The sequence below is a fragment of the Subdoligranulum sp. DSM 23681 genome (assembly GCF_057005535.1).
Genome location: NZ_CM168050.1, coordinates 1,987,719 through 2,011,649, shown reverse-complemented (window position 1 = coordinate 2,011,649; position 23,931 = coordinate 1,987,719). Strand labels below are relative to the sequence as shown.

The 23,931-nt window shown below is 54.9% G+C and carries 24 protein-coding genes and 2 pseudogenes; 8 read left to right on the top strand and 18 right to left on the bottom strand.

Annotation, left to right across the window (positions count from 1 at the left end):
* Positions 1–17: 17 nt before the first annotated feature.
* Complete coding sequence (locus AC127K_RS09295) at positions 18–224, top strand: hypothetical protein (RefSeq protein WP_294542348.1); 207 nt, start codon at positions 18–20, stop codon at positions 222–224.
* A 714-nt stretch (positions 225–938) separates the two neighbouring features.
* Here the strand turns inward: AC127K_RS09295 and AC127K_RS09290 are convergent.
* From AC127K_RS09290 to AC127K_RS09240, 11 genes and pseudogenes are all read right to left on the bottom strand, one after another.
* Entirely contained in the window at positions 939–1,211 is a 273-nt protein-coding gene (locus AC127K_RS09290; RefSeq protein WP_483720352.1) for a hypothetical protein, read from the bottom strand.
* Positions 1,212–1,248: 37 nt separating this feature from the next.
* A complete protein-coding gene (locus AC127K_RS09285; protein WP_483720351.1) occupies positions 1,249–1,749 on the bottom strand; it encodes a low molecular weight protein-tyrosine-phosphatase in 501 nt (166 codons plus the stop codon).
* A 136-nt stretch (positions 1,750–1,885) separates the two neighbouring features.
* A pseudogene (locus AC127K_RS09280) lies at positions 1,886–1,966 on the bottom strand (hypothetical protein); the annotation flags it as partial.
* A gap of 354 nt (positions 1,967–2,320) precedes the next feature.
* On the bottom strand, positions 2,321–2,530 hold the full coding sequence (locus tag AC127K_RS09275) for a hypothetical protein (RefSeq protein ID WP_483720350.1): 210 nt from the start codon (positions 2,528–2,530) through the stop codon (positions 2,321–2,323).
* Between the two features lie 83 nt (positions 2,531–2,613).
* Positions 2,614–4,728, bottom strand: coding sequence for a heavy metal translocating P-type ATPase (locus AC127K_RS09270; RefSeq protein WP_483720349.1), 2,115 nt, complete (start codon positions 4,726–4,728; stop codon positions 2,614–2,616).
* Positions 4,729–4,780: 52 nt separating this feature from the next.
* Positions 4,781–5,053, bottom strand: a complete 273-nt coding sequence (locus AC127K_RS09265) for a DUF6110 family protein (RefSeq protein ID WP_006575244.1) — start codon at positions 5,051–5,053, stop codon at positions 4,781–4,783.
* A gap of 169 nt (positions 5,054–5,222) precedes the next feature.
* A complete protein-coding gene (locus tag AC127K_RS09260; RefSeq protein WP_483720347.1) occupies positions 5,223–5,849 on the bottom strand; it encodes a helix-turn-helix domain-containing protein in 627 nt (208 codons plus the stop codon).
* A gap of 404 nt (positions 5,850–6,253) precedes the next feature.
* Positions 6,254–6,676: a flavodoxin gene (locus tag AC127K_RS09255; RefSeq protein WP_483720346.1), complete on the bottom strand. Its 423-nt coding sequence runs from the start codon at positions 6,674–6,676 to the stop codon at positions 6,254–6,256.
* A 44-nt stretch (positions 6,677–6,720) separates the two neighbouring features.
* Positions 6,721–7,272 carry a DUF3793 family protein gene (locus tag AC127K_RS09250; protein WP_483720345.1) on the bottom strand — a complete coding sequence of 184 codons (552 nt, stop codon included), beginning with the start codon at positions 7,270–7,272 and terminating at the stop codon, positions 6,721–6,723.
* Positions 7,273–7,660: 388 nt separating this feature from the next.
* Positions 7,661–9,667, bottom strand: coding sequence for a ferrous iron transporter B (gene feoB, locus AC127K_RS09245; protein ID WP_483720344.1), 2,007 nt, complete (start codon positions 9,665–9,667; stop codon positions 7,661–7,663).
* A 136-nt stretch (positions 9,668–9,803) separates the two neighbouring features.
* Positions 9,804–10,016 (bottom strand): FeoA family protein, encoded by a 213-nt coding sequence (locus tag AC127K_RS09240; RefSeq protein ID WP_071432102.1) that lies wholly within the window; start codon positions 10,014–10,016, stop codon positions 9,804–9,806.
* 253 nt (positions 10,017–10,269) lie between these two features.
* Here AC127K_RS09240 and AC127K_RS09235 point away from each other — a divergent pair, with 253 nt between their 5' ends.
* Both AC127K_RS09235 and AC127K_RS09230 read left to right on the top strand, forming a co-directional pair.
* Entirely contained in the window at positions 10,270–10,671 is a 402-nt protein-coding gene (locus tag AC127K_RS09235; RefSeq protein WP_483720343.1) for a metal-dependent transcriptional regulator, read from the top strand.
* 261 nt (positions 10,672–10,932) lie between these two features.
* A pseudogene (locus tag AC127K_RS09230) lies at positions 10,933–11,332 on the top strand (metal-dependent transcriptional regulator).
* Between the two features lie 287 nt (positions 11,333–11,619).
* Here AC127K_RS09230 and AC127K_RS09225 read toward each other — a convergent pair.
* From AC127K_RS09225 to AC127K_RS09205, 5 genes are all read right to left on the bottom strand, one after another.
* The gene (locus AC127K_RS09225) at positions 11,620–11,817 is read right to left on the bottom strand and encodes a hypothetical protein (protein ID WP_483720342.1); all 198 of its coding nucleotides are present in this window, start codon (positions 11,815–11,817) and stop codon (positions 11,620–11,622) included.
* Entirely contained in the window at positions 11,810–12,055 is a 246-nt protein-coding gene (locus AC127K_RS09220; RefSeq protein ID WP_193537366.1) for a heavy-metal-associated domain-containing protein, read from the bottom strand. Before AC127K_RS09220 ends, AC127K_RS09225 begins: the two co-directional genes overlap by 8 nt.
* 6 nt (positions 12,056–12,061) lie before the next feature.
* Positions 12,062–12,748: a class I SAM-dependent methyltransferase gene (locus tag AC127K_RS09215; RefSeq protein WP_483720341.1), complete on the bottom strand. Its 687-nt coding sequence runs from the start codon at positions 12,746–12,748 to the stop codon at positions 12,062–12,064.
* A 355-nt stretch (positions 12,749–13,103) separates the two neighbouring features.
* Positions 13,104–14,978 carry a heavy metal translocating P-type ATPase gene (locus AC127K_RS09210; RefSeq protein ID WP_483720340.1) on the bottom strand — a complete coding sequence of 625 codons (1,875 nt, stop codon included), beginning with the start codon at positions 14,976–14,978 and terminating at the stop codon, positions 13,104–13,106.
* A 103-nt stretch (positions 14,979–15,081) separates the two neighbouring features.
* Complete coding sequence (locus tag AC127K_RS09205) at positions 15,082–15,357, bottom strand: metal-sensing transcriptional repressor (protein ID WP_087180278.1); 276 nt, start codon at positions 15,355–15,357, stop codon at positions 15,082–15,084.
* Between the two features lie 393 nt (positions 15,358–15,750).
* Between AC127K_RS09205 and AC127K_RS09200 the strand changes: the two genes are divergently transcribed.
* The 5 genes from AC127K_RS09200 (at position 15,751) to AC127K_RS09180 (ending at position 21,654) form a co-directional block, all read left to right on the top strand.
* Positions 15,751–16,533 carry a ZIP family metal transporter gene (locus AC127K_RS09200; RefSeq protein WP_483722188.1) on the top strand — a complete coding sequence of 261 codons (783 nt, stop codon included), beginning with the start codon at positions 15,751–15,753 and terminating at the stop codon, positions 16,531–16,533.
* A gap of 28 nt (positions 16,534–16,561) precedes the next feature.
* Positions 16,562–17,371, top strand: a complete 810-nt coding sequence (locus AC127K_RS09195) for a class I SAM-dependent methyltransferase (protein ID WP_483720339.1) — start codon at positions 16,562–16,564, stop codon at positions 17,369–17,371.
* A 132-nt stretch (positions 17,372–17,503) separates the two neighbouring features.
* Complete coding sequence (locus AC127K_RS09190; protein ID WP_483720338.1) at positions 17,504–18,121, top strand: TetR/AcrR family transcriptional regulator; 618 nt, start codon at positions 17,504–17,506, stop codon at positions 18,119–18,121.
* A gap of 93 nt (positions 18,122–18,214) precedes the next feature.
* A complete protein-coding gene (locus AC127K_RS09185; protein ID WP_483720337.1) occupies positions 18,215–20,017 on the top strand; it encodes an ABC transporter ATP-binding protein in 1,803 nt (600 codons plus the stop codon).
* Positions 20,017–21,654: an ABC transporter ATP-binding protein gene (locus tag AC127K_RS09180; protein WP_483720336.1), complete on the top strand. Its 1,638-nt coding sequence runs from the start codon at positions 20,017–20,019 to the stop codon at positions 21,652–21,654. The genes AC127K_RS09185 and AC127K_RS09180 overlap by 1 nt, the downstream gene beginning before the upstream one ends.
* Here the strand turns inward: AC127K_RS09180 and AC127K_RS09175 are convergent.
* Together AC127K_RS09175 and AC127K_RS09170 are read right to left on the bottom strand one after the other, a co-directional pair.
* Complete coding sequence (locus AC127K_RS09175; RefSeq protein WP_483720335.1) at positions 21,573–23,288, bottom strand: recombinase family protein; 1,716 nt, start codon at positions 23,286–23,288, stop codon at positions 21,573–21,575. The two genes, AC127K_RS09180 and AC127K_RS09175, sit on opposite strands and share 82 nt — an antisense overlap.
* Positions 23,289–23,345: 57 nt before the next feature.
* Positions 23,346–23,609, bottom strand: a complete 264-nt coding sequence (locus tag AC127K_RS09170; protein WP_483720334.1) for a DUF6870 family protein — start codon at positions 23,607–23,609, stop codon at positions 23,346–23,348.
* Positions 23,610–23,931: the final 322 nt, after the last annotated feature.

The window sequence follows — 23,931 nt, the reverse complement described above, 5'->3', positions numbered from 1 at the left end:
CAAGGGAGTGCTTATCCATGAATGTGCTGATCAGTTCCATGGAGTATGACTTTCATACCCTGGTCAAGGTGGCCGAAATGGCAGGTCTGGCCGGGGTGGTTGGATTCCACACCGCAGGGGACGACTATCTTCTCACCTTTCCCGATGTAGAAAACGCGGACAAGATGGTGGAAGACTACAAAGCCCGTCTGCGGGATCTGGAAAACAACATCTGGTCCCATTGAGGTAGACGGAAGCCCGACCGCACCGGCTTTGCTTTCGGATTATCGTAATTAAAAAGCAGCTCTACACACGGTGTAAAGCTGTTTTTTTCTTTGTCGAAAAGGATAAAGTCACAGAATTCCATAAGACTTTTTTGTGTGCGTCATCAGTGGGAGCGTTAAGAAACCGTTCCTGCGGAACGTTTTTAGTGACCAGTCCCCGCGAGCTGAACGCGAGCCGCAGGTGATGCGTGAAGCCGCCCCGCAGGGGATGGCGCAGCCCCTTTTCTGACCAATCAGGCACCAGACCCGCGCTCTAAAAACGGTCCACTGGACCTTTTTTGCCCGCCGGAGCAAGCGGCAGGCCCGAGCTGTTCTCGTCCCCGATGGCACACCGGATCGTAACGTCCCGGGATGCAGCAAGCAAAACAGCCCTGTACACTGTGCAAGGCTGCCTTTGGTGCACCATCAGTGGGGAGGCCCCAGCCCCCTTTCCTACTAATCAGGCACCAGAGGGACCCGCGCACTTTCCAACAGTCCACTGGACTGTTGGAACCGGCCGGGACGCTGACCGGCCGGACGTGCTGTTCTCGTCCCCGATGGCGCACCGGGTACTGCTTTCCCGAAGGCTGAACAAATAAAAAAGCCCTGCTTTCCAGCAAGGCTTCTTTTTGGAACATCGCAACACTATAGATGCCACGGCCTTCGCCCGTTCGCAAGCGTCCTGCCTATTATTTTTTACTCCATAGGAGATAGTTCTCCGCTATGAGCCTCCAGAGCTTCGATGTGGTGATCCTGTATCAAGATTTCCATCTGGCTGATGGCGATGGCATTGAGCTTTGCCAGCCGCTCGGCCTGATTCCTAAACGCATCGAATTCGACACGGTTAAAAGACGGGTTGTATAGAGATTCCCAAACACCCAGGAACTCAATCGTATTCCGGTTCCGCAGCCAGTTTTGGATAATGTAGCGAGGATTGTCGCTGTCCTTCAGCCTGGCGATGTCAGTCAAGCTGATAAAGTCATCTCGCTCGGAATTCCATTGTACACTAATTTCCGCTCCCTTGACAACCAGCTTGTCCGCTCGTCCGAACCTCTTTGCTGATTATTTTTTGGAGCAATCCCCGACAACCTTCCTCCACATCCCGCCAGGTCTCGTCGAAATCGTCGGTGTACCACGGATCGGCTACCTCGCCGGGGCGGTCGGTAAAGTCCATCAGCAGGTGCATCTTGTCGGCAAAATCGCCACCGCAGATCCGGTACATACTCCGCAGGTTGGCCCGATCCATGCCAATCAGAAGGTCGTACTTCTCGTAATCGCTGTTCAGGAGCTGCCGGGCTCGTTTGCCAGAACAGTCGATGCCATGCTCGGACAGCTTGCGGCGAGCCGGCGGGTACACCGGATTGCCAATCTCCTCGGTGCTGGTAGCTGCCGACTCGATTTGAATGCTCTGCTCCAGACCGGCTTTCTTCACCAGATCCTTCATGATAAACTCGGCCATCGGGCTTCTGCAAATATTGCCGTGGCAGAGAAAAAGTATCCTGATCATGCTCCGTACACTCCAACTCGTTGCTATCGCACTCAGTATAGCACTGAATCTCAGATTCGTCGAGTTGGATTTCCAGATGGGCGTCAGAATCGATTTTTCTCTGGAGTTCCACCTTTGACCAGCCGAAACGACCAGCGGCACGAAGATACCAGCGCCGCTCATCCGGCTCCATGTCTGCTTCCAAAATGACTACATTCTGCGTCCAACTGATTTCCATGGCCAGGGTCAGCAACTCGGGGGGTGTCCTCATACATCCGATAGAACTCCCGCATCCGGCGAAGGTTGCGCGGGGAGAAGCCGGAAGCATCGGGGAAACGGCTGTGCAGGTGTTCGGCTGCGGCCACAGCCGCGCCTTTCTCCGGCTTGGAGCAGACGATGCGGCCCAGTTCGCAGCAGAGTTTCATCCGGGGCAGCTCAGCGTTCAGCGCAGCGTCCAGAGCCGCAAACATGGCGGAATAATCGATATTTTTGCGGATGTTCATGGCTTCTCCTTTCCGGCAGAACCTGCCTTATTTAGAAACAGGCCAAAGAGAAGCACAGGAGGCGCCTCCTGCGTTTCTCTTTGGCCTGTTCACACCACTTGTACCATCTGCTCCCAGAGCAGGACGAAGCGGTCGTCGATGATTTTGTTGTCGTGGTAATGTCCGAACAGCCAGTAGTGGAACTTGGCCCGTTCTTTGACTTCCTCCAGGAAGTCGGTCAGGTGGTCGTGAACATATCCACCGTTTCCCAGTATGTCCACGATGCTGTTTGGGGCGCAGTGTGTGATCACATAGTCCATCTCGTAGTGAATTATAGCATATCGAGTTAGCTATGTGCAACCGCGCAAAAAGCACAAGCTACCAAGCGGAAAGGATTCTTTTTTTATCCATTATGCGAATCGTTGCCCCGAGCGGACTGTGTCTGAGTAGTCAACCGGCTCATACTCCGCAGACTGACACCCAGAGTAGAGAGGTTGTGCAGCGTGGCGGAGGTGGCAGGCGGCAGGACACCGGCCACGCCGAGAGCGATCAGGGTGCCGTTGAAGCCGATGACAAAGCGATAGTTGGAGTGGATGCGCGCCATCAGCGCCATGGCGATCCGACGCAGCTCTACAAGCTCCCAGAGGCTGTCGGCGGCAATGGTGATGTCCGCAATCTCCCGGGCAATGGCGGCGCCGTCGCTGATGGCAATGCCTGCATCCGCCTCGGACAAGGCCGGTGAGTCGTTGATGCCGTCGCCTACCATCAACACGGTGTGTCCCTCCCGGCGGAGCCGTGCCACATACTCCGCCTTGTCCGCCGGAAGGATTCCGGCGCGGAAGTCATCCACTCCCACCTGGGCGGCAATGGCTGCGGCGGTGCGGTAACTGTCTCCGGTGAGCATAACGGTGCTGGTAATCCCCAAAGTGCGGAGGGCAGAGAGGACTTCCTCCGCCTCCTCCCGCAGCGGGTCGGAGATGCAGATCACGGCGGCCAGCTGCCCGCCTACGGCCAGGTACAGGTGAGAATACTCCGGCGGCAGGGCGTCAAAGCGATCCTGTTCGCCCTCCGGAATGACGCAGCCCTCATCCTCAAAGACGAAGTGGGCGCTGCCGATGAGGACCCGCTCCCCATCTACGGCGCTGGCGATGCCGTGGGCCACCAGATATTCCACCTTGGAGTGGTACTCCTCGTGGCGCAGGCCCCGGCGTTTGGCCTCCTCCACCACGGCGTTGGCCATGGAATGGGGGAAGTGCTCCTCCAGACAGGCGGCCAGCCGCAGCATTTCGGCCTCCTCTTTGCCACCGAAGGACACCACCTGAGCCACCCGGGGGCAGGCGTGGGTCAGGGTGCCGGTCTTGTCGAAAACGATGGTGTCGGCGGCGGCCACGGCCTCCAGAAATTTGCCGCCCTTGACGGTGATATGGGCCCGTCCCGCCTCCCGCATGGCGGAGAGGACGGCCAGAGGCATAGCCAGTTTCAGTGCGCAGGAGAAGTCCACCATCAGTACCGACAGAGCCCGTGTCACATTCCGAGTAAGGGCAAAACTCAGCAGGCTCCCGGCAAAGGTATAGGGCACCAGCTTGTCCGCCAGATTGGCAGCCTTGCTCTCAGCCTCCGACTTCATCTGCTCCGACTGCTCGATCATGTGAACGATTTGGTCATAGCGGCTCTGACCGGAGGCCTGCTTCACCTCCAGCATACACTCGCCCTCCTCCACCACGGTGCCGGCATAGACTGCGCCTCCGGGGCGCTTGGGTACCGGGATGGATTCGCCGGTGAGGGACGCCTGATTGACGGTGACCTCCCCCTCCAGCACCAGCCCGTCCACGGGGACGATGCCGCCGGCGCGGACGACTACCGCATCCCCCGGCTGGATCTGGGACACAGGAACCAGCACTTCGCCTTGGGCTGTGCGCAGCCAGACCCGGTCCACATTCAGCGACATACACCGGGCCAGATCCGCCACAGATTTCTTCCTTGTCCACTCCTCCAGCAGTTCACCTACCTCCAGCAGGAACATGACCATTCCGGCGGTTCCAAAGTCCCTTCTGCAGGCGGAAATGGAAATAGACAGGGCATCCAGCAGTTCCACCTTGATGCGGCGGCGCAGCAGGCAGCGCAGTCCCCGCCGTACAAAGGGGATCATGTGCCAGAGTATGCGGGCAATCCGCAATGGAGGTGGGAGAAACAGGGTACAGGCAGCTTTGCACACTACCTTAGTTACCAGTTTCTCCTCGAATTCCCGGTTCAGCGCCCGGCTGCTGTGGGCGGGCAGTGCGGTGGTCCGCTCCGCCTCCTGCCAGGAAAAATGCCGAATTTCGTTCAGCACGGCTTGGCGAGTCCCATCGTAGTACAGGATGACGCAGCAGGTGCGCTCATGGACGGTGACCTGCCGGCACCATGATTTTCCCTGAATCCATGCCTCCAGCAGATCCGCCTGAGCGAGTGTCATTTGTTTTTGCCGCAGCCGGAACCGGATGCGCCCCCGGCTCTCGTGCAATATGGTTGCGTTCATAGGTTCCTCCTTCACGAAAAGAGGGAGCCGCTGGCGGCTCCCTCTGGGTCAATCAGGCTTCTTCGCTCTCCAGATTGGCAGCGGCGGCTTCCTCCGCTTCCTTCGCAGCCCGGTCCTCATTCAGCTCCTTGGCGGAGGCCAGAATGTCCGCGGCGTTTTCCTGCACCGTGGTCACAGTCCCCATGACCGAATCCTTCATCCGCAGGCCGGCGGCCGTGACATGGACATAGGCTTTCTTGGCGTCCTTGCTGGACAGCAGCTTGATGCCAAAAGAACCAAACAACGCACCACCCGCAAAGCAGGCAAGTTTCGTATAAACGCTCATTGTGATCCTTCCTTTCCCTTATTTCCGTTTGTAGCCGGTGACCATGACCATAATCATGCAGATCACAGCGCCCCAGGCCCAAAAACGATGCTGTTTCATCGCTGTCACTCCTTCTGAATGCTTCGGAATGTCTGATTATTGTAGCAGAAACCGTGGGTGTTTGTCGCTGTCAAAACGGACGCGGAGTTGCGGTTTCCGACATTTTTCTGTACTGGCCGGGAGTCATGCCATACTCCCGCTTGAACACTGCGTTGAACTGGCTCATCCCCTCATACCCCACAGCCTGCGCAATTTGCTGAATGGGCATCCGGGTGGTGCAGATCAGCTCTTGTGCCCGTCGGAGGCGCTGTTGAACCAAAAAGCTGTGAATCGGCATGCCATAGGCGCGGCGGAACCCTTCTTTCAAGAAGGTCGGGGAAAGCGAAAACTGTTTGCAGAGGAACGCAATGGTAAGCTTATCAGACAGATGCGTCTGGATGTATGCCTTGACTTCCAACAGACTGTGGGATACTGGGCAGCCTGAGCCGGAGAGAGAGCCATTCGATTCAGATACCTCGGTGCAGAGCAGATACAGCAGTTCCACCGACTTGAAAACACAGTAGCGTTCCTGCTCCTGTTCTGTCAGACAGCGAACGGTTTCAAAAAATGACTGCGTCCAAGGTGTGCTGCACAGGGCCGTGCAGCCGTTTCTTGCCGTCATCTTTTTCTTGACAATCCTGGTGTCCAGCTTCATACCCAAAGTGGAGCAGACCGTCACAAGGCTTTCCTTTGCGGCTTTGGCGTCAACGGCAATCAAAACACCGCTCAGGTTTCCGCTGTACCGACACGAGCGGAGAGCGGAGCTGTCGGAGAGCAGGAAAATCCCCGGCGCCTCCACCGTGCAGGAGGTACCTTGTAACGTTCGGACAGTAAGGCGGCCGGTCAGGCAGAACAGCACCTCAAACTGGAGCGGTGCGCCGCACACCGGGACAGACCGCAGAGGTTCCTGCTCCGGCTCCGGCAGGGAAAACCGGCAGATCTGCACCCCTGGCATACTGCTGCTCCAACGGCCTGTGCCGGAGTCCTGGCTCGATAAATATTCTTTCAGCATGATTTCTCACGACCTGTTTCTCTGGGTTCGGAAATGGTTTTGCCTATGCTGACTGGGGATACAGGCAGAAGGCAGGAGACGAGCGCCTCCTGCCTTCTGCGGTGCTTTTGTCAGGCCAGCGACGCGCCCAGCTCGCGGCAGGCCGCCAGAGTGTCATCGTCCGGAGCCTCGTTGCAGATCACGCTTTCGCAGGCCAGATTGGCGCCGTCGTCGTTGCAGCGGGACTCCCAGCTGCGCATCCATTCGCCGTCGCCCCAGCCGTAGGAGCCGAACAGAGCGATGTTCTTCCCGCTCAGCCTGCCCTCACAGGCGGTGAACATGGGCTCGAACTCGCTCTCCTCCAGCTGCTCCGCCCCCATGGCGGGGCAGCCGAAAGCGATGGCGGAATACTCGCTGACCTGCTCCGGGGAAAACTCTGCGGCGGTGATCACAGATACCTCGGCGCCCTTGCCCTTGGCTCCTTCGGCCACCGCCATGGCCATGGCCTCGGTGTTTCCCGTGCCGCTCCAATACACAACTGCAACTTTACTCATAAGACTCAACGACCTTTCTTTCTGGATTTGATATGGTAGAAACATCAACCAGCCACGGTGAGCTGCTCGATGGATTTCCCTTGCTGCCACTGCTGGGAGTAGATTTTGCTGCACATCTCGTATTTCTCAAAGAGGTTTCTGGCGGCCTGCTCGTCGCCGTAGACCTTCCAGCAGCCCACGCATTTGTGATTGCACGCCCGGTTGCAAATAAAGCCCAGCACATCCTCAGGGGGATAGCTCAAAAACAGGCCGATCTCATGGGGGAATTCCCCTTCGCTCCGGAGCCGGTGGATCAGGTGAACCACGCAGCCATTGGGGTTTTCCGGCACATAGCCGTATTTGAGAAGCAAGGCTCTGGCGCGGTAATCGGTCAGATCGCTCTCCAGTGCATTGGGCCGGTAGGCGTAGATCAAAGCGCGGCCTTTGCGAACCCGAAGCGGAAGGACGCGGATGCCCTTGGGCACCAGTTTCTTGTTCAGCCGACACAAGTCTTTCGTCAGATCCTTCCGGCTGGGGCAGGCACAGGAAAAAAGATTTCCCGTCTTGATTCCCGCCAGGGTGGGAGAGCAGTGACGAATCAGCAGATCCTCTGACATAACACGCCTCCTTGTATAGTGAGTCACTCCCAAAGCAGATGGTTAGCAATAGCTAACTTATATTCAAAAAATATTCGGGATTTCTCCCGGAGGTTAGCGATAGCTAACCTGTGTTCTGATTTTAATATATCACATCATGTTTGTCAATAGGAAAGTTCATGGATGCATGAAATGATTAGCGGGGGCCATCCAAACGGAAGGCCCCCGCATCTTTTCTATTTCTCATGGGTACTGCAGCAGCAGTGATGCTGGTCTGCCTTTTTGGAACTGCAAGAGCATCCATCCGGGCAGCCGATACACTTCTTGCCGCTCTTCTTTGCCTTATAGACATAGAATGCGGCGGCTGCAATGATTACCACAAGAATGCCAATTACGATATAGTCGATCATTAGGCTCTCGCTCCATTCAGCGCATACTCCTGCTTCAGATCCTTATCCGCCTTCAGGCACAACCACACCAGAATTGCGGCGAACACAATTACAGCGATGAGACCGGGGACAAAGCCGGCACCAATGGAACCGGTGGTGATCAGGGTGCCAATCTGGTAGACCAGGAAGCCCACTGTGTAGCCGGTACCCAGCTGGAGGCCGATACCGCCCCACAGCCACTTGCGGCTCTTGATCTCAGAGTGCATGGCGCCGATGGCGGCGAAGCAGGGAGGTGTGTACAGGTTAAACATCAGGTACGCCAGAGCGGCCACCTTGGTGATGGCAATGATACCGGCCACATCAGCACCAGCACCTTCCATCATGGCCAGCTCGTCGGTGTCGATGAAGTTCTCAAGGCCCGCAAAGCAGACGGCCAGCGTGCCCACCACATTTTCCTTGGCAATGAAACCGGTGACGGCGGCGGCTGCCAGCTGCCAGCTGAGAACGCCCACGACGGGCACCAGCAGATAGGCAAAGGGATGAGCGATGGAGGCCAGAATGGAGCTGTCGGCGGTCTCCGCCACCTGGAAGCTCCAGGTGAAGGTCTGCATGATCTGCACAGCGGTGTTGCACAGCAGAATAATAGTTGCGGCCTTCACGATGTAGGCCCAGCCACGGGCACACATGGCCTTGAAGGCGAACCAGAGAGAGGGTACCTTATACTCCGGCAGCTCGATGATAAAGAAGGACTTGCGGTTCTTGTAGCCGGCGATCTTGTTGACCAGCAGGGCGCCCAGGAAAATAAGCACGATGCCGGTGAAGTACATGAGGAAGCTCACCCAGCCGGCATCGTCAAAGAAAGCGCCGGCAAACAGGGCGATGACGGGGATCTTGGCGCCACAGGGCATGAAGGGGGTCAGCATGGCGGTGGCCCGGCGCTCCCGCTCGTTGCGGATGGTGCGGCTGGCCATGATGCCGGGAATGGCGCAGCCGGTGCCGATGACGAAAGGAATCACAGACTTACCGGACAGGCCAACCTTTTTGAAGATGGGGTCCAGCACTACGGACACGCGGGACATATAGCCGCAGTCCTCCAGCAGGGCGATGAGGAAATACATGATCATCACCAGGGGCAGGAAACCAACCACGGCGCCCACGCCGCCGATGATGCCGTCGGCCAGCAGCGCGGTCAGCAGAGGGTTGGCGTCAGCCAGCAGCACCTCGCCGACGTAGCCCTGGAAGGTCTCGATCCAGGCCACCAGCGTGTCCGCAATCAGCGGACCCACCCAGACCTGCGAGATCTGGAACACCAGGAACATGACCACGGCAAAGATGGGAATGCCCAGGAACTTGTTGGTCAGCACGGCGTCAATGGCGTCCCCCGTGCCCTTGTCCTTGGTCAGGACCTTCCGCTTCTCCACCTGGGAGACCAGAGAATCGACAAAGGCGAAACGCTTGCGGTCAGCCTCCTCCACAACCTTCTTGTCAGTCAGATCGATGTCGCCCTGGACATAGGGAGCTCTTTGGATTTTACCGCTTTGTGCAACAGCGGCATCCACCACAGCCTTCAGCCCTTCCGCAGCGGTGGAGACGGTTTCCACCACGGGACAGCCCAGCTTGGCGGAGAGGGCGGCAGTGTCGATGGTGGTCTGCTTTTTGACATTGATGTCGCTCTTGTTCAGGGCGACCACCACGGGGATGCCCAGTTCCAGCAGCTGGGTGGTGAAGAACAAACTGCGGCTCAGGTTGGTGGCATCCACAATGTTGATGATGGCATCGGGGTGTTCGTGCTTTACATAGGAACTGGTGATGCTCTCCTCCGATGTGAACGGGGACATGGAGTAGGCGCCGGGCAAATCCACGGCGATCAAATCTTCCGTTCCACTGCAGTAGGCTTTCTTAATGTGGTGTTCCTTTTTTTCAACCGTCACGCCGGCCCAGTTGCCCACCTTCTCATTTCGCCCGGTGAGGGCGTTGTACATGGTGGTTTTGCCGGAGTTCGGGTTGCCAGTCAAGGCAATACGCATGACATTTCCTCCTTCTCTATGTGTGCGATGTACTTTATTCACAACTCAGCGGTTGCCCTATGCTAACCGTCGGGCAGAATAAACATGAATGAATACCTTAGATCTGGGGTTCCGGGGCGCACTAAGGCTCCAGATCTTATATCTCAACGGCTGAGGCCAGCTGGTTATCGATATTATAGCGGCCATCCTTGATGGAAACCACGCAGCCACCCTTGAGGTGGGACACCACGGTCACCGGCTCTCCCACATAGCAACCCAAAGAAAAAAGGAACGCATTCAGCTCCTCATCATCCGTATTGATTTGCTTGATGATATATTCCTGACCGTCCAGAGCATCCAACAATGTCATATCCATCACCTTTTCAGAGTTGATTCAATTATTTGCTCGCATTGCTCGCAGTCTGGTTAGCAATAGGAAACCAGACCGCGAAAAAATTAGGTTAGCAACATCTAACCCTCTGCTATAATATACCATGCCTAATCAATTGTCAAGCGGGAACCTATGTTTAACAAAGAAAATTTTCGTTTCTGATAAACAGGCTGGTTCATTTTTCTGGACTATGCTATAATAATCAAAATGCTTTATCCAATGGAGGTCTTGTATGGCAATCCATGAATCTGGTCAGATGTATTTGGAGACCATTTATATTTTAAGGCAAACAAACTCCTTTGTGCGGGCCATTGACGTGGGAGAACAGATGGGCTATACCAAGCCCAGCGTCAGCCGTGCCTTGTCTATTCTGAAAAAAGACGGTTATGTGGAGGTGGACGGAGAGGGCGCAATCACCCTGACGCCAAAAGGTCTCGCCATTGCTGAGACCATGTACACCCGGCACACAGTACTGACAGAAATGCTCAAGGGTCTTGGCGTGGACGAAAAAACAGCCGCAGAGGATGCCTGCAGGATCGAGCATGTGATCAGCGAAAAATCCTTCGCCGCCATGCAGGCGCACCTGAATCAGGCAAAAACATCAGATGTCGAGTCCTCAGGAGCACAGGACTGATCTTCAGAAAGCTACACCGCCGACAGGAGATCCGAGCGCTCAGGGTACAGGCCGCCCCCTGCCGAGAGGGCAAGGGGTTGCGGACGAGATACACATATTGATAACAGTATCGGGGTATGATAGAATCCAAGTGGTTAGCATTTGCTAACCACTTGGATTCTTTTGCTTACATTGAATTCAGACAATAGCCTACCCATGAAAAGAAGGTCTGGACTTGGCTCAAAACCATAGCGGTTGCCGGATGGACAAGGAGTGATGGGATTGGAAGTGCGTGCGTCAGCGGAAGATTATCTGGAAGCTATCCTACTCCTTCAGAGGAGAATGGGGGGTGGTACGTTCTGTGGATGTAGCACAGCATCTGGAGGTATCGAAGCCAAGTGTATGCCACGCGGTTGCCTCTCTGCGTGCAAAAGGATTTCTGCGAATGGATGAGCGTCGTTTCCTGATTTTGACAGAAGCTGGCCGTTCTATCGCCGAAATCACACTGGAAAAGCACCAATTCTTTTCTGCGATGCTGATGGAGGCTGGTGTTGACCCCAAAAGCGCGGAAAAGGAAGCCTGTCGCATCGAACACGCAATCAGCACGGAATCCTTTGAGAGATTAAAGCGACTCAAAAAAGAATATACCAACCATTTGACTGGGGGAACCTGTGCCGATTAAACTGTGGAAAGGGCTGCTTGTCCTCTGCGTTGAAATGACATTCGATACCGATCATGTTTTTATCAGGAGGCTATTAAGAACAGATTGATCAAAGGCGGCTTTTTAGCTTTGCGTGGTGCCGCTGGAGTTACTGGAATGATAATGGCAGCAGTGCAACATCCGGCAAGCGCGTGGATAACGCCACCGGGAAGGATGATAAGCAACATATAAAGCGGTGGATGCAACAACGCATCCACCGCTTATTTTGATAGGGATAAGTTCACAACTAAGCAATCCTGTGCCATAAATCAAAACTTTTGCGATAGATCGCTCTTATGTGGCTGCTGGCTTTTCAAAGCTTTTCGGGCAGCTTTTTTGATTTTATGGCACACGCCAAGAATAGCGATGCAAAATAGCAAGGCTGCTAATCCATATCCAAACGACTGCATTGCCGTGTTCATGTTCATGCCTCTTTTCTGACCGCTGCCGCCAAGAAACTCATCCAAATAATCCTCTTTTTTTGTACGGCTCCTTCTGGATCGCTCCGACCTCATATCCCGTGCTGCGAATGGCATTCATAAGAGTCGCCGTGTCCAACTCTGTTTCAGAGAGAATCACAGTCTGGTTTTTGCTGCGGGAAGAATTCACCTTTTTGACCGGGAAGGCTTTGCGTATGGCGTCATTGACATGAGCCTCGCACATCCCGCACATCATTCCATTGACTTCCACTGTGTACTTCCACATGTTCTATCACTCCTTCTTGACTTTTGGATCATCGTGCTGTGCGGACCGGACGGTAGCCTGCCGTGCCGCAGTCCGTTCATCCGGGATCTTCCTGGCCATCAGACAGCACAGCGGCGCCAACGAACTTCCGAGAAGCGGATGGCGAACGATGGAATAGCCGCGCTCGGACAGGTATGCCATCAGCTCCCCGGCAGTCCAGACATGGTACACCCGAAAGCCTGACAGCCTCATGAACCAGAGCCGGAGTCTGGCGCTTCGGCTTTTGCCCCAGACAAAGGTGGGGGCAAACAGCCATCCCCCCGGCTTCAGAACCCGCCAGGCCTCCGCCAGAGCCTTTTCCGGGTGCGGCATGACATGGAGAGCATTAGAGATCACAACCGCATCGAAACTCTCTGGACCGTAGGGCAGCTTGGTGGCATCCTGGACGGAGAAATGGAGCCGGGACGAACAAATCTGCTTTTTGGCCTGACGGATCATCTCAGATGAAAAGTCGGTTGCCTCCCAACTCCGGACACACGGCGACAGCGGGACGGACAGCTGACCTGTTCCACAGGCCAACTCCAGCACATCCATATCCCGTTTCAGAAAAGGGCGCATTGCTTTGCAGATCTGCCGATAGGTCGCCCGAGAGCGGCACATGAAGCCAGTGTAATGCCGTGAAAACCGCTCCCAAAACTGCTTGTTGTCATCCATGAAATATGGTCACCTCAATGTTGGTTAGCGTTTGCTAACTACATCATACTCTTTGTCGCATGAAATTGCAAGATGCCGCCATATTGGTTTTGCATATTCTCTGGGATAAATCACGAGAAGAGGCTGGAACGAAGAATGACCGGGACATGTATCCCGGTCATTCTTTTCTTTCGCGCCTCTGCCTTTACCGGCACCAACCGGTGGGATTGGAGCGGGCGGTGATGAAGCGGCGGTAGATACACTACTTAGGGTTTCCATATCCAGCGCATGACATAGGAGAGGGTGTATCGAGTCTTTGTGTCCGACCGGTAAAGAGTCTCTTTTGGATTAATATATTTTTTAATTTGAAATAGCTTTATCTTTTTTTCCAATTCAATAAAATTGCAGAGTTTGCTATAACAAGTACTGAGCCTGCATTATGTACTAACGCTCCGACTACAGGGTTCAAAGTCCCGCTGATAGCGAGAATGATGGCCAAAAAATTAAGAGTCATAGAAAATGTCAGATTGCACTTGATCGTTGTCATCATTCGCTTGGAAAGCGCAACCAAATGCGGCAGTTCCTTTACTTCGTCATCTACCAGCGCAATATCTGCTGCGTCTACAGCAATGTCGCTGCCAACGCCGCCCATAGCGATGCCCACATCTGCTTTTTTCAAGGCTGGAGCATCATTGATGCCGTCCCCGATCATGCACACGGGTTTCCCTGTTTCCTGATATGCGCCAATGGAATTCAGCTTGTCCTCTGGTAAGCAATTGGCGTGTACTTCATGAATGTCCAGCTGACCTGCAATGGCGTTTGCGGCACTCTCATGATCTCCGGTCAACAATACCGGCTGTACATTTAGTTCAAAAAGCGTATGGATCATATCTGCGCTTTCTTTCCGCAGCGTATCGGAGAGAGTGAGATAGCCGGCAAGCATACCGTCTGCCGAAAGATAGATAATAGTCCCGCCCTTGCAGATCGTTTCATCCACTGTGGGAACCGATTCCATAAAGACGCCATGTTCATTCAAAAGTTCCAGATTACCTGCCAGGAGTTCTGCTGCCTCTGTTTGTGCGCAAACTCCTCTGCCGGGAATCATCTGGAAATGATGCACTGGTTCCAGTTCCGCACCGTATTCGCTTTTATAGCAGTTTACTACGGCTTTGCCCAGAGGGTGTTCTGACAGCAGTTCAACAGAAGCGGCCAAACGATAGATCTGTTCTTTTGTATATTGATCGGATACGCTTACAACATCCATGACTTTTGGCTTCCCGTATGTAAGCGTGCCTGTTTTGTCAAAGGCTATTACTTTTACATTTGCGAGCCGCTCCAGCGCATCCCCCTCGCGCACCAAAAAGCCGTGTTTTGTGGCGTTTCCGATGGCGGCCATGATTGCGGTAGGGGTAGCCAACACCAGAGCGCAGGGGCAAAATACCACCAGAATGGTTACGGCACGGATGATCTCCCCTGTGATAAGCCAAGTGATGGCTGCGGCACTCAAGGCGATCACAACGATCCAGGTTGCCCAACGATCGGCAAGCCCTACAATTTTGGCTTTTCCTGCATCTGCACTCTGCACCAGACGGATCATACGCTGAATCGAACTGTCCTCACCCACCTTTGTGGCTTCCATCTCAAAAGCGCCGAACTGATTCACTGTGCCGCTGGACACTTCGTCCCCCACTGTCTTGTCTACGGGCAGTGATTCACCAGTCATCACAGCCTGATTGATCGAGGTTTGCCCAGATACGATTCTGCCATCCACCGGCACGCTTTCTCCCGGCAGAACGCGGAGCAGATCTCCAACCTGCACCTGTTCAGCAGGAACAATGTTTTCCTTTCCATTGCGCAGCACCCGAGCCGTTTGGGGTGTCAGATGCACCAACTTTTCAATCCCGGCGCGGGCTTTGGCTACAGTCAGTTCCTCCAGTAGGCTGCCAAGCTGCATGATAAGCGCCACTTCACCTGCGGCAAAATCTTCACCAATCGCAACAGAGGCAATCAGAGCCAATGATACCAGCACATCCGCCTTTATATCGAAGGAGGTGACCAGACCAATAATCGCCTCTAAAATAATCGGAATACCACACAGGATAATCGCAATCCATGCCATATCAAAAGGAAATGGACGGACATCCAGCAGGCTAAGCAGCACTGCAGCTCCGGAGATAATTAAAAAGATAATATCCTTTTTGATGCCGCCCAATTCCAATAACGATTCGAGCCTTTTGACAAGCACTTTCATGATTGTTCCTCTCCTTCATACGGTAGGGGGTATATGTATATTATACCCATGGGGGTATATTTTGTCAAGAAATAAAGCAGCCTTTCGGCTGCCTCATTTGGTATTAACCCATGTTGGAAAATCGTTCTACAGCTTTTGTAAAACTTTCGATTGTTTTATCCGCATCCCCGTGCTCAATGCCATCCCGGACACAGTGGCGAATATGCCCCTCCAAAACCACCTTTCCACATCCGTGAAGCGCAGATTTGGCAGCATTGATTTGAGCAAGAACATCCTCACAGGGGACATCTTCATCTATCATTCGGTCAATCGCCTGAACCTGACCAATGATTTTCTTGAGTCTGCGGTGCAGATTATCCGCATCCATGCACTGTCTCACAATAGTCGCCTCCATACCATTAGGGGTATACGTAAAGTATATCGAACTTGCAGTGTATTGTCAATCTGCAGCTGGATCGGAAGGGGTATAAAAAGCGATTGGTTCCATGTACTCATAAATCTGGAAAAGCGACTGAGAGGGAAAATGATTTATAAATAGAGAAAATGACTTGACCGGTTAGCAATAGCTAACTATAATTGAGATAGAGTACCTCCCCTTAAAAAGTCGGACTATGCAGAAGCGCGAAATCAAAATGGGTTCCGTACAGGCGTTCCTCATCCAGCGTTCTATCATTTCCGTCAGCCCTGGTATTGCTGGACGACGGACCTATGTGCCTCCGGAGCATCCGGATAGACTTTACAGAAAACCACTGCGGTTAGATTGGAGCAGATTATGCCGATTGAACTATGGCAAGGACTGCTGATTCCCTTTGCCGGGACGACGCTGGGAGCGGCCTGTGTCTTTTTTATGCGGAACAACTTGAGCGAGCTGGTTCAGCGCGCCCTGACCGGCTTTGCAGCGGGGGTCATGGTGGCAGCTTCCATCTGGAGTCTGCTGCTGCCCGCAATGGAACAGGCGGCGGACATGGGGCGGTGGTCCTTTGTCCCCGCCGTTGCAGGTTTCTGGGTTGGCATCCTTTTCTTGCTGGGATTGGATCGGCTGATCCCGCATCTGCATCGTGGCAGCGCGGAGGCCGAGGGCATCAAAAGCAATTTTGGAAAGACGACCATGCTGACTCTGGCTGTGGCACTGCACAATATTCCGGAAGGAATGGCGGTCGGGGCAGTCTATGCTGGGTGGCTCTATGGAGACAGCGGTATCACTCTGGCGGGGGCTCTGGCCCTTTCTCTGGGGATCGCCATTCAGAACTTCCCAGAAGGTGCGATCATATCCATGCCCCTGAAAGCGGAGGGATTCTCCAAATCCCGATCCTTTCTGTACGGGACGCTTTCCGGTGCAGTGGAGCCCATAGGTGCGATTCTGACCATCCTTCTGGCGGGAATTTTGGTTCCGGTACTGCCTTACGCCCTGAGCTTTGCCGCCGGAGCGATGGTCTATGTGGTAGTAGAGGAACTGATCCCGGAGATGTCCGTGGGGAAACACTCCAATGTGGGAACCATTCTGTTTGCAGTCGGTTTTACCCTTATGATGACGCTGGATGTGGCGCTGGGCTGAGGCAGGCGACTTGGAAGGAGGAATTGAAATGTCCCGCTTGGGCGTTGTGGAGGACACATTGTTTATCCCCATGCTGGGCAGGCTCTATGCCAGCGAGCACTGCCCGCAGATCTTATACGATGGGAAGGCGCTGGAGCTGAAGGAGAAGCTGCCGTCCGAGTTGCTGTCGCAGGGCCGCCTGAGTCAGTATACCCTGCTGGCCTCCGCCGCTCGGTCTGCCAATATGGACCGGATCATCCGGGCCTTTCTGGAGCGCAGGCCGGACGGTGTGATCGTCCAGCTCGGCTGTGGCCTGGAGACGGTCTATTACCGCTGCGACAATGGAAAGTCGCACTGGTATGCCGTGGATCTGCCACATGTGGTGGAGTACCGGCGAGAGCTGCTGCCGGAGCCGGAGCGGGAGACTTACCTCGCCGGGGATGCCTTTGCCGGGGACTGGATCAGGCAGATCCGTGCGGATGTGCCTGAGACTCCCATCCTGGTCACAGCTGGCGGTCTGTTCCACTATTTTGAGGAAAGCAAGGTTGTCGGACTCCTGCGAATGCTCACGGGGTTTGGAGAAATCGAAATCATCTTTGACTCCGTGAGTAAAAGCGGCATGGCCATGATGCGAAAGAAATACATGAAACAGGTGGGCCACGGGGATGCTCAGATGTTTTTCTATGTGGATTCCGCATCGGTGCTGGCCGGAAAAATCGGCAGTGGGGTCAGGGTGCTGGCTGAGGAGCCTTATTACCACCATCTCCCCCGAACCGGATTGAAACTGTCCACCAAGATCAGTATGTCAGTTTCGGACCAGTTTTGGATGGTCAAGATGGTCCATCTGGCAGCCGAATGATGCCTTCGCCAAAAGTTGGCCGGTGTTTTCCAGTCGGCTTTTGCACGGAGGCGGCCGTTTCCCCTTGACAAATCATCCCACGGGCTCTATTATAACAGTGTTATATATAACACCGTTATATGAGGTGCGCTTATGGAAGAGAAAACGACTGCCACGCTGGAAAAGATCCAGCAGGCCGCCATGGAGGAGTTTTCAGAGAAAGGCTTTCAGGGTGCCTCCCTGCGGCAGATTGTGAAACAGGCCGGCGTCACCACCGGCGCATTTTACGGCTATTTTTCCAGCAAAGAGGCGCTCTTTGCCTCCATCGTGGAGCCCCACGCCGCCGCGCTGATGGGCCGGTTCATGGAGGCTCAGACTACCTTTGCCGAGATGCCCGAGAAGGAGCAGCCGGAACATATGGGGCTGGAGTCCAGCCAGTGCGTCCATTGGATGGTGGACTACATCTGCGACCACCGGGAGCCGGTGAAGCTGCTGCTGTGCAAGGCCGAGGGCACCAGCTACGAGCATTTTGTTCACAATATGGTGGAGGTCGAAGTGGAATACACCCTCCAATACCTGGAGGTGCTGCACCGTCTGGGGCATGAATGCCCCCAGCTGGATGCACAGCTGTGTCACATCATCGCCAGCGGGATGTTCAACGGCATCTTTGAGATCGTCGTCCACGACATGCCCAAGGAGCAGGCCATGCGCTATGTGGATCAGCTGCGGGATTTCTACACCGCCGGATGGCTGAAGCTGATCGGCCAGTAACGTACCGCCAATCTTTTTCGTAAGATCGGGGCTTGCCCCCTTTCTTTTTACACAACAGGTTAGCGATCGCTAACCTTAAAAGGAGGAGTATTTGTGAAGCAAAAGAAGCAAAACGCGCTGTCTGTCCTGCTGGGATATGCAGGCAGCCACCGGCGGCTCACCTTTCTGGGGCTGGGGCTGTCGGCGGTGTCCATGGTGTGCAGCATGATCCCGTACCTCTGCATCTGGCTGGCGGCACGGGATCTGATTGCCGTGGCGCCGGACTGGACGCAGGCCCGGAGCGTGACGGACTACGGTTGGATCGCCTTCGCTTTTGCGGTGGGCGGTATCCTCATCTACTTTCTGGGCCTGATGTGTACTCATCTGGCGGCGTTCCGCACGGCGGCCAACATCCGCAAGCAGGGCATGGCCCATGTGATGCAGGCGCCTCTGGGCTACTTTGACGCCAACGCCTCCGGTCTGATCCGCAGCCGGCTGGATGCGGCGGCCGCCGACACGGAAACGCTGCTGGCCCACAATCTGGCGGACATTGTAGGCACGATTACATTGTTTCTCGCCATGCTGGTGCTGATGTTTGTGTTTGACTGGCGCATGGGCGCGGCCTGCCTGCTGGCGGCGGTGATTTCCATCCTCGCCATGTGCAGCATGATGGGCGGCAAGAATGCCGCACTGATGGCGGAATACCAGGCGGCTCAGGACCGCATGACCAAATCCGGCACGGAGTATGTGCGCGGCATTCCGGTGGTCAAGATCTTTCAGCAGACCGTCTACTCCTTCAAGGCCTTTCAGCAGGCCATCGAGGACTACAGCGCCAAGGCGGAGCACTATCAGGGCGATGTGTGCCGTGTGCCCCAGTCCATCAACCTGACATTCACCGAGGGTGCCTTTCTGTTTCTGGTGCCGGTGGTGCTGTTCCTGGCTCCCGGTGCGCTGGCTTCCGGTGATTATGCGGGATTTGTAACGAACTTTGCTTTTTACGCCGTGTTCTCCGCTATCATTTCCACCGCGCTGGCCAAAATCATGTTTGCGGCCTCCGGCATGATGTTGGCCGACACCGCTCTGGGCCGCATCCAGCCGGTCATGGACGCGCCGACACTGGCGGTACCGGAGCATCCCCAGACGCCCAAGGACAATCGGGTGGTTTTCCGGGATGTGAGTTTTACCTACGACGGCGCGCAGTCCCCCGCCCTGTCCCATGTCTCCTTCACCGCCGAGCCCGGAGAGACGGTGGCGCTGGTGGGGCCTTCGGGCGGCGGCAAGACCACTGCCGCCAGCCTGATCCCCCGGTTCTGGGATGCGGATACTGGCACGGTAGAGGTGGGCGGCGTGGATGTGCGCCAGCTCGATCCCCATGTTCTGATGGAGCAGGTGGCTTTCGTGTTCCAGAACAACCGGCTGTTCAAAGCCAGCATTCTGGAAAATGTTCGGGCCGCCCGGCCCGACGCCAGCCGGGAGCAGGTGCTGGCCGCCCTGGAGGCCGCCCAGTGCGGCGACATTCTGGAAAAGCTGCCCCAGGGACTGGACACCGTGATCGGCACCGAGGGAACCTATCTCTCCGGCGGCGAGGCCCAGCGCATCGCCCTGGCCCGGGCCATTTTGAAGGACGCACCTATCGTAGTGCTGGATGAGGCCACGGCCTTTGCCGACCCGGAAAATGAGGCGCTGATTCAGAAAGCCTTCGCACGGCTGACAAAGGACCGCACCGTCATCATGATCGCCCATCGGCTCTCCACGGTGGTGGGCGCGGACAAGATCCTGGTTCTGGAGGGCGGCAGGGTGACGGAGCAAGGCACCCATGAGGAACTGATCGCGGCAGGAGGATTGTACACACGGATGTGGGCCGACTACAATCGGGCAATCCAGTGGAAAATGGAAAGTGGCAAGGAGGAACGGTAATGTTCGGAGCAAGCTTTCAACGGAAATATGCCCTGACGGATCAGGGTGTACAGAACACCAAAAAGGGAACCTTCTGGACGGTAATCGTCAATCTGGTAGTCATGGGCGGAGTCAGCATTTTGTACCTTGTGATGTCCGGCCTGATGGAAACTTTGGCCGGCGGTGTCCTGCCTGCGGCTTTGCCGGTGCTGGCTGGCCTCGTGATATTTGTACTTCTCTCCTTTCTCACGCATCTCCAGCAGTACAAGGCCACCTACGGCCTGGTGTACGGTGAGGTCAAGGCCACCCGCCTGCGTCTGGCGGAGCGGCTTCGCAAGCTGCCTCTCGGCTTTTTCGGCAAGCGGGATCTGGCCGACCTGACGGAGACCCTGATGGGCGATGTCAACCGCATGGAGCATGTCTGGAGCCATGTGCTGGGCTACTTGTACGGCTCCTATATATCCACCGCCGTGATCGCGGTGTGCCTGCTCTGGTATGACTGGCGGCTGGCCCTTGCCTGCCTCTGGGGGGTGCCGGTGGCCTTCGGCCTGCTGTTTGGGAGCCGGAAGCTCACTGAGCGTCAGGCGGAGCGGACCAAGCGCGCCGCTGTGCGGGTCTCGGACGGGATGCAGGAGGCGCTGGAAAATGTGCGGGAGATCCGTGCCACCAATCAGGAGGAGCGTTACCTTGCCGGACTGTACCGGAAGATCGACGAGCATGAACAGATCATGATCCGCGGCGAACTGGTCACCGGCCTGTTTGTCAACGGGGCCAGCGTCATCATGCGGCTGGGTGTGGCCACCACGATCCTTGTGGGCGCGGGGCTGATTTTGTCCGGACAGATCGACTTCATGCTGCTGTTTCTGTTCCTGATGGTCATCACCCGGATCTATGCGCCCTTCGATCAGAGCCTGGCACTGATCGCCGAGCTGTTTGTCTCCCAGGTGTCGGCAGACCGGATGAACGCTCTGTTCGACACGCCCATCGCCGAAGGGGCGGAAACCTTCCGGCCCAAGGGACACGACATTGTCTTTGACCATGTGGAGTTCGCCTATGATAAAGACGCCGTCCTGCATGATGTCAGCTTTACCGCCAAAGAAGGCGAGATCACTGCGCTGGTGGGGCCCTCCGGCTCCGGCAAAAGCACCTGCGCCCGGCTGGCCGCCCGCCTGTGGGATATCACCGGGGGTACGATTAAAGTGGGCGGGGTGGATATCGCCACGGTGGACCCGGAGGTGCTGCTGACCGATTACTCCATGGTTTTTCAGGATGTGGTGCTGTTTGACGACACGGTGATGGAGAATATCCGCCTGGGCAGGCGAGGTGCCTCCGACGCGGAGGTGATGGCTGCGGCCAGGGCCGCCAACTGCGAGGAGTTTGTCAGTAAACTGCCACAGGGCTATCAGACGCCCATCGGAGAAAACGGCGCCAAGCTCTCCGGCGGCGAGCGGCAGCGCATCTCCATCGCCCGGGCGTTGCTCAAGGATGCGCCCATCGTGTTGCTGGATGAGGCCACCGCTTCATGTATTTATACACAAAAGGGAAATAAAAAGATTAGAAAACCGCAGGCCGCCAATCAGACGGCTTTAATTTTTGACCGCCGTGCGGCGGCAAGGTTGTTGTCGATAAACTCCATCAGGCGTTTATGCTGGTCTTGAAATTTGAAGTGGATTTCAACGCCTTTGTCAGCATGAATGTAAATCACGTCGATCAGGTCAACCACGATATTCCTGTCCAGTTCCTTGATGTTCTTATATTTTAGGAAAGTGGTCAGGTAAGGGTCGTCGGTCGTGACTTCCTTTTCATACTCTTTGCGTTCTTCTTGCAGGTTTGCAATCGCTTTTTTGAGCTGTTCAGCTTCCGTCTGGAACCGGGCTTTCATTCGGTGATATTCTTCGCGGGTAATGTCGCCGTTCTTCCAGTCCATATACAGGCTGTCGGAAATACCGGCTGTTTTCTGCAATTCCCGTTCCTTGTCTTTCAGAAGATTATCAATGAAGATCGTCCGGCTGATACGGGTCGGGGCAGAATTGATTTCCTTAATCACTTCCGCCATGTTCTCCACAAGGGCAATCTGGGCTTGAATGGCTTTCAGGGCCGCTTCTGCGATAATGTCCTCTTTGATGTTGTGGCTCCCGCCGGTGCATAAATCCTTTGATAGTGTCCGATAGGTACGGCAGCTATAATAAGTATAGCCGTGTGCGCTGTTCCGTACCATACCCCGGCCACAATCGGCGCAGCGGAGAAAGCCGGAAAACAGATACAGGTTATTGCGCTTTGGAGAAACGCGGGTGTTGCGGCTCATTAAATCCTGTACCTTTTGAAAGGTATCGGCGTCAATGATCGCTTCATGCGTTCCTTCCACCCAAAACCAATCTGCTTCATCAACGGGGATGATGTCGTGGATTTTGTAGCTTGTCACCTTATGCCGTCCCTGCACCATATCCCCTATGTAAGTGGGATTGTGCAAAATCTGGTCTACGGTTCGGGTAGACCAATAGACGACACCGCCTTTCTTTACGGCCTGTGGATTGAAGCACTTCATTCCATGCTGCCTTTTGTACTCATAGGGGCTGGAAATACCCAATCTAATCAGTTCTTTTGTGATTGCTGATTTTGACATCCCCTCCATGTACCAGCGGAAAATGTCTTTGACGACAGGGGCGGTTTCTGGATTGACAACTAAGTGATGGTAGTCCTCCGGGTCTTTCAGATACCCGTATGGGGCAAAGGCTCCGATAAACTGGCCCTTTTCGCGTTTCTTGTCTAAGGTTCCCCGCACTTTGATGGAAGTTTCCCGGCAATGGTTTTCGTTATACATACTCTGGAAAGAAACATCCAGCTCGTAAACTCCTTCGGGCCGTTTGAAGCTGTCCAGCTTCGGCAGTTCCAAAGAGATAAAGCGGACATTCATTTTCACAAAGAGCATTTGCAGGTAATACTTACATTCCCAATCATTACGGGAGAGGCGGGACAGGTCTTTGACAAGCACACAATTTACTTTCCCATTGTGAATATCCGTCAAAAGCCGCTGGAAATCGTCGCGGTCGCTGTCAACTCCGGTAAATCCATCGTCGATATAATAACCGACAAATTCAATACCGTCCTCGTCAAGCATGAGCTGTTCTAATGTGTCGTTCAGGCGTTCCCTCTGGTTCTTGACGCTATAACTTTCGTCGTTGCCGTCGTCCTTGGAAAGCCTGATATAGATTGCAACCCTCCAAACTATTTTTTTAATCGCTGTGCTAACTGTCTGTTTCAGGGATTGTGGATTTTGTTTTCTCCGTGGCATACTGTCCTCCAATCCCCTATAACCACAGCATCATTATACCATAGTTACAAGAAAAAATCAGCCTACTTTTACGCTTGCAAAGTGCCTTTTCAGGATATTTTGCAGATTGTCGCCATCAGCGGCAAAACTGATCCGCACCGCCGTATCGCCACAGCGGAAGCAGTACGGATTTTTAATCTGTTCCAAATAATTCAATAGCCGTTCAGCCGGGGGCAGGTCAGGGTCAATGTGGACGGTTTCGATGTCCACCAGTTCGTCCTTGTTCGCAGCCCCATATTCCATACGGCTCATTTCTTCCAATTTCCCTAAACCATATTCCATAGGTCAAACCTCCTAAACTGTGTACCTGAAAAAGACAGTTTACAGCGGTTTTCCAAAATAATAGGTTGCCATTTAATATAGGCCATAACGGACGGCTGCTGGCGCAGCTCCACGGGACTTTCACCCCCGCGTGGTTCTCACGCGGCCCTACCCATCGCCTGCGACGCTTTTAACGCTCGGACTGTGGCTATAAGGGAGTATCGCCCGCCTGTGTGTCGTCGCCCGCAAGCTGCCACACTTGCTTTCCGGCGCGGTGTTGCTCGCTCCGCTTTTCCCGTAGGGAAAAGCCTCTTGGCGCATCCGCCGTTTGGCTCGGCACAGA

Bases quoted from the DNA above. Each gene is read 5' to 3' on its own strand.
- AC127K_RS09275 (WP_483720350.1), bottom strand. From the start codon at position 2,530: ATGGACTATGTGATCACACACTGCGCCCCAAACAGCATCGTGGACATA.
- AC127K_RS09170 (WP_483720334.1), bottom strand. From the start codon at position 23,609: ATGGAATATGGTTTAGGGAAATTGGAAGAAATGAGCCGTATGGAATAT.
- AC127K_RS09220 (WP_193537366.1), bottom strand. From the start codon at position 12,055: ATGTGGAAGTACACAGTGGAAGTCAATGGAATGATGTGCGGGATGTGC.
- AC127K_RS09200 (WP_483722188.1), top strand. From the start codon at position 15,751: ATGCCGATTGAACTATGGCAAGGACTGCTGATTCCCTTTGCCGGGACG.
- AC127K_RS09215 (WP_483720341.1), bottom strand. From the start codon at position 12,748: ATGGATGACAACAAGCAGTTTTGGGAGCGGTTTTCACGGCATTACACT.
- AC127K_RS09180 (WP_483720336.1), top strand. From the start codon at position 20,017: ATGTTCGGAGCAAGCTTTCAACGGAAATATGCCCTGACGGATCAGGGT.
- AC127K_RS09285 (WP_483720351.1), bottom strand. From the start codon at position 1,749: ATGATCAGGATACTTTTTCTCTGCCACGGCAATATTTGCAGAAGCCCG.
- AC127K_RS09255 (WP_483720346.1), bottom strand. From the start codon at position 6,676: ATGAGTAAAGTTGCAGTTGTGTATTGGAGCGGCACGGGAAACACCGAG.
- AC127K_RS09250 (WP_483720345.1), bottom strand. From the start codon at position 7,272: ATGTCAGAGGATCTGCTGATTCGTCACTGCTCTCCCACCCTGGCGGGA.
- AC127K_RS09240 (WP_071432102.1), bottom strand. From the start codon at position 10,016: ATGACATTGTTGGATGCTCTGGACGGTCAGGAATATATCATCAAGCAA.
- AC127K_RS09235 (WP_483720343.1), top strand. From the start codon at position 10,270: ATGGCAATCCATGAATCTGGTCAGATGTATTTGGAGACCATTTATATT.
- AC127K_RS09175 (WP_483720335.1), bottom strand. From the start codon at position 23,288: ATGCCACGGAGAAAACAAAATCCACAATCCCTGAAACAGACAGTTAGC.
- AC127K_RS09195 (WP_483720339.1), top strand. From the start codon at position 16,562: ATGTCCCGCTTGGGCGTTGTGGAGGACACATTGTTTATCCCCATGCTG.
- AC127K_RS09190 (WP_483720338.1), top strand. From the start codon at position 17,504: ATGGAAGAGAAAACGACTGCCACGCTGGAAAAGATCCAGCAGGCCGCC.
- AC127K_RS09295 (WP_294542348.1), top strand. From the start codon at position 18: ATGAATGTGCTGATCAGTTCCATGGAGTATGACTTTCATACCCTGGTC.
- AC127K_RS09265 (WP_006575244.1), bottom strand. From the start codon at position 5,053: ATGAGCGTTTATACGAAACTTGCCTGCTTTGCGGGTGGTGCGTTGTTT.
- AC127K_RS09270 (WP_483720349.1), bottom strand. From the start codon at position 4,728: ATGAACGCAACCATATTGCACGAGAGCCGGGGGCGCATCCGGTTCCGG.
- feoB (WP_483720344.1), bottom strand. From the start codon at position 9,667: ATGCGTATTGCCTTGACTGGCAACCCGAACTCCGGCAAAACCACCATG.
- AC127K_RS09210 (WP_483720340.1), bottom strand. From the start codon at position 14,978: ATGAAAGTGCTTGTCAAAAGGCTCGAATCGTTATTGGAATTGGGCGGC.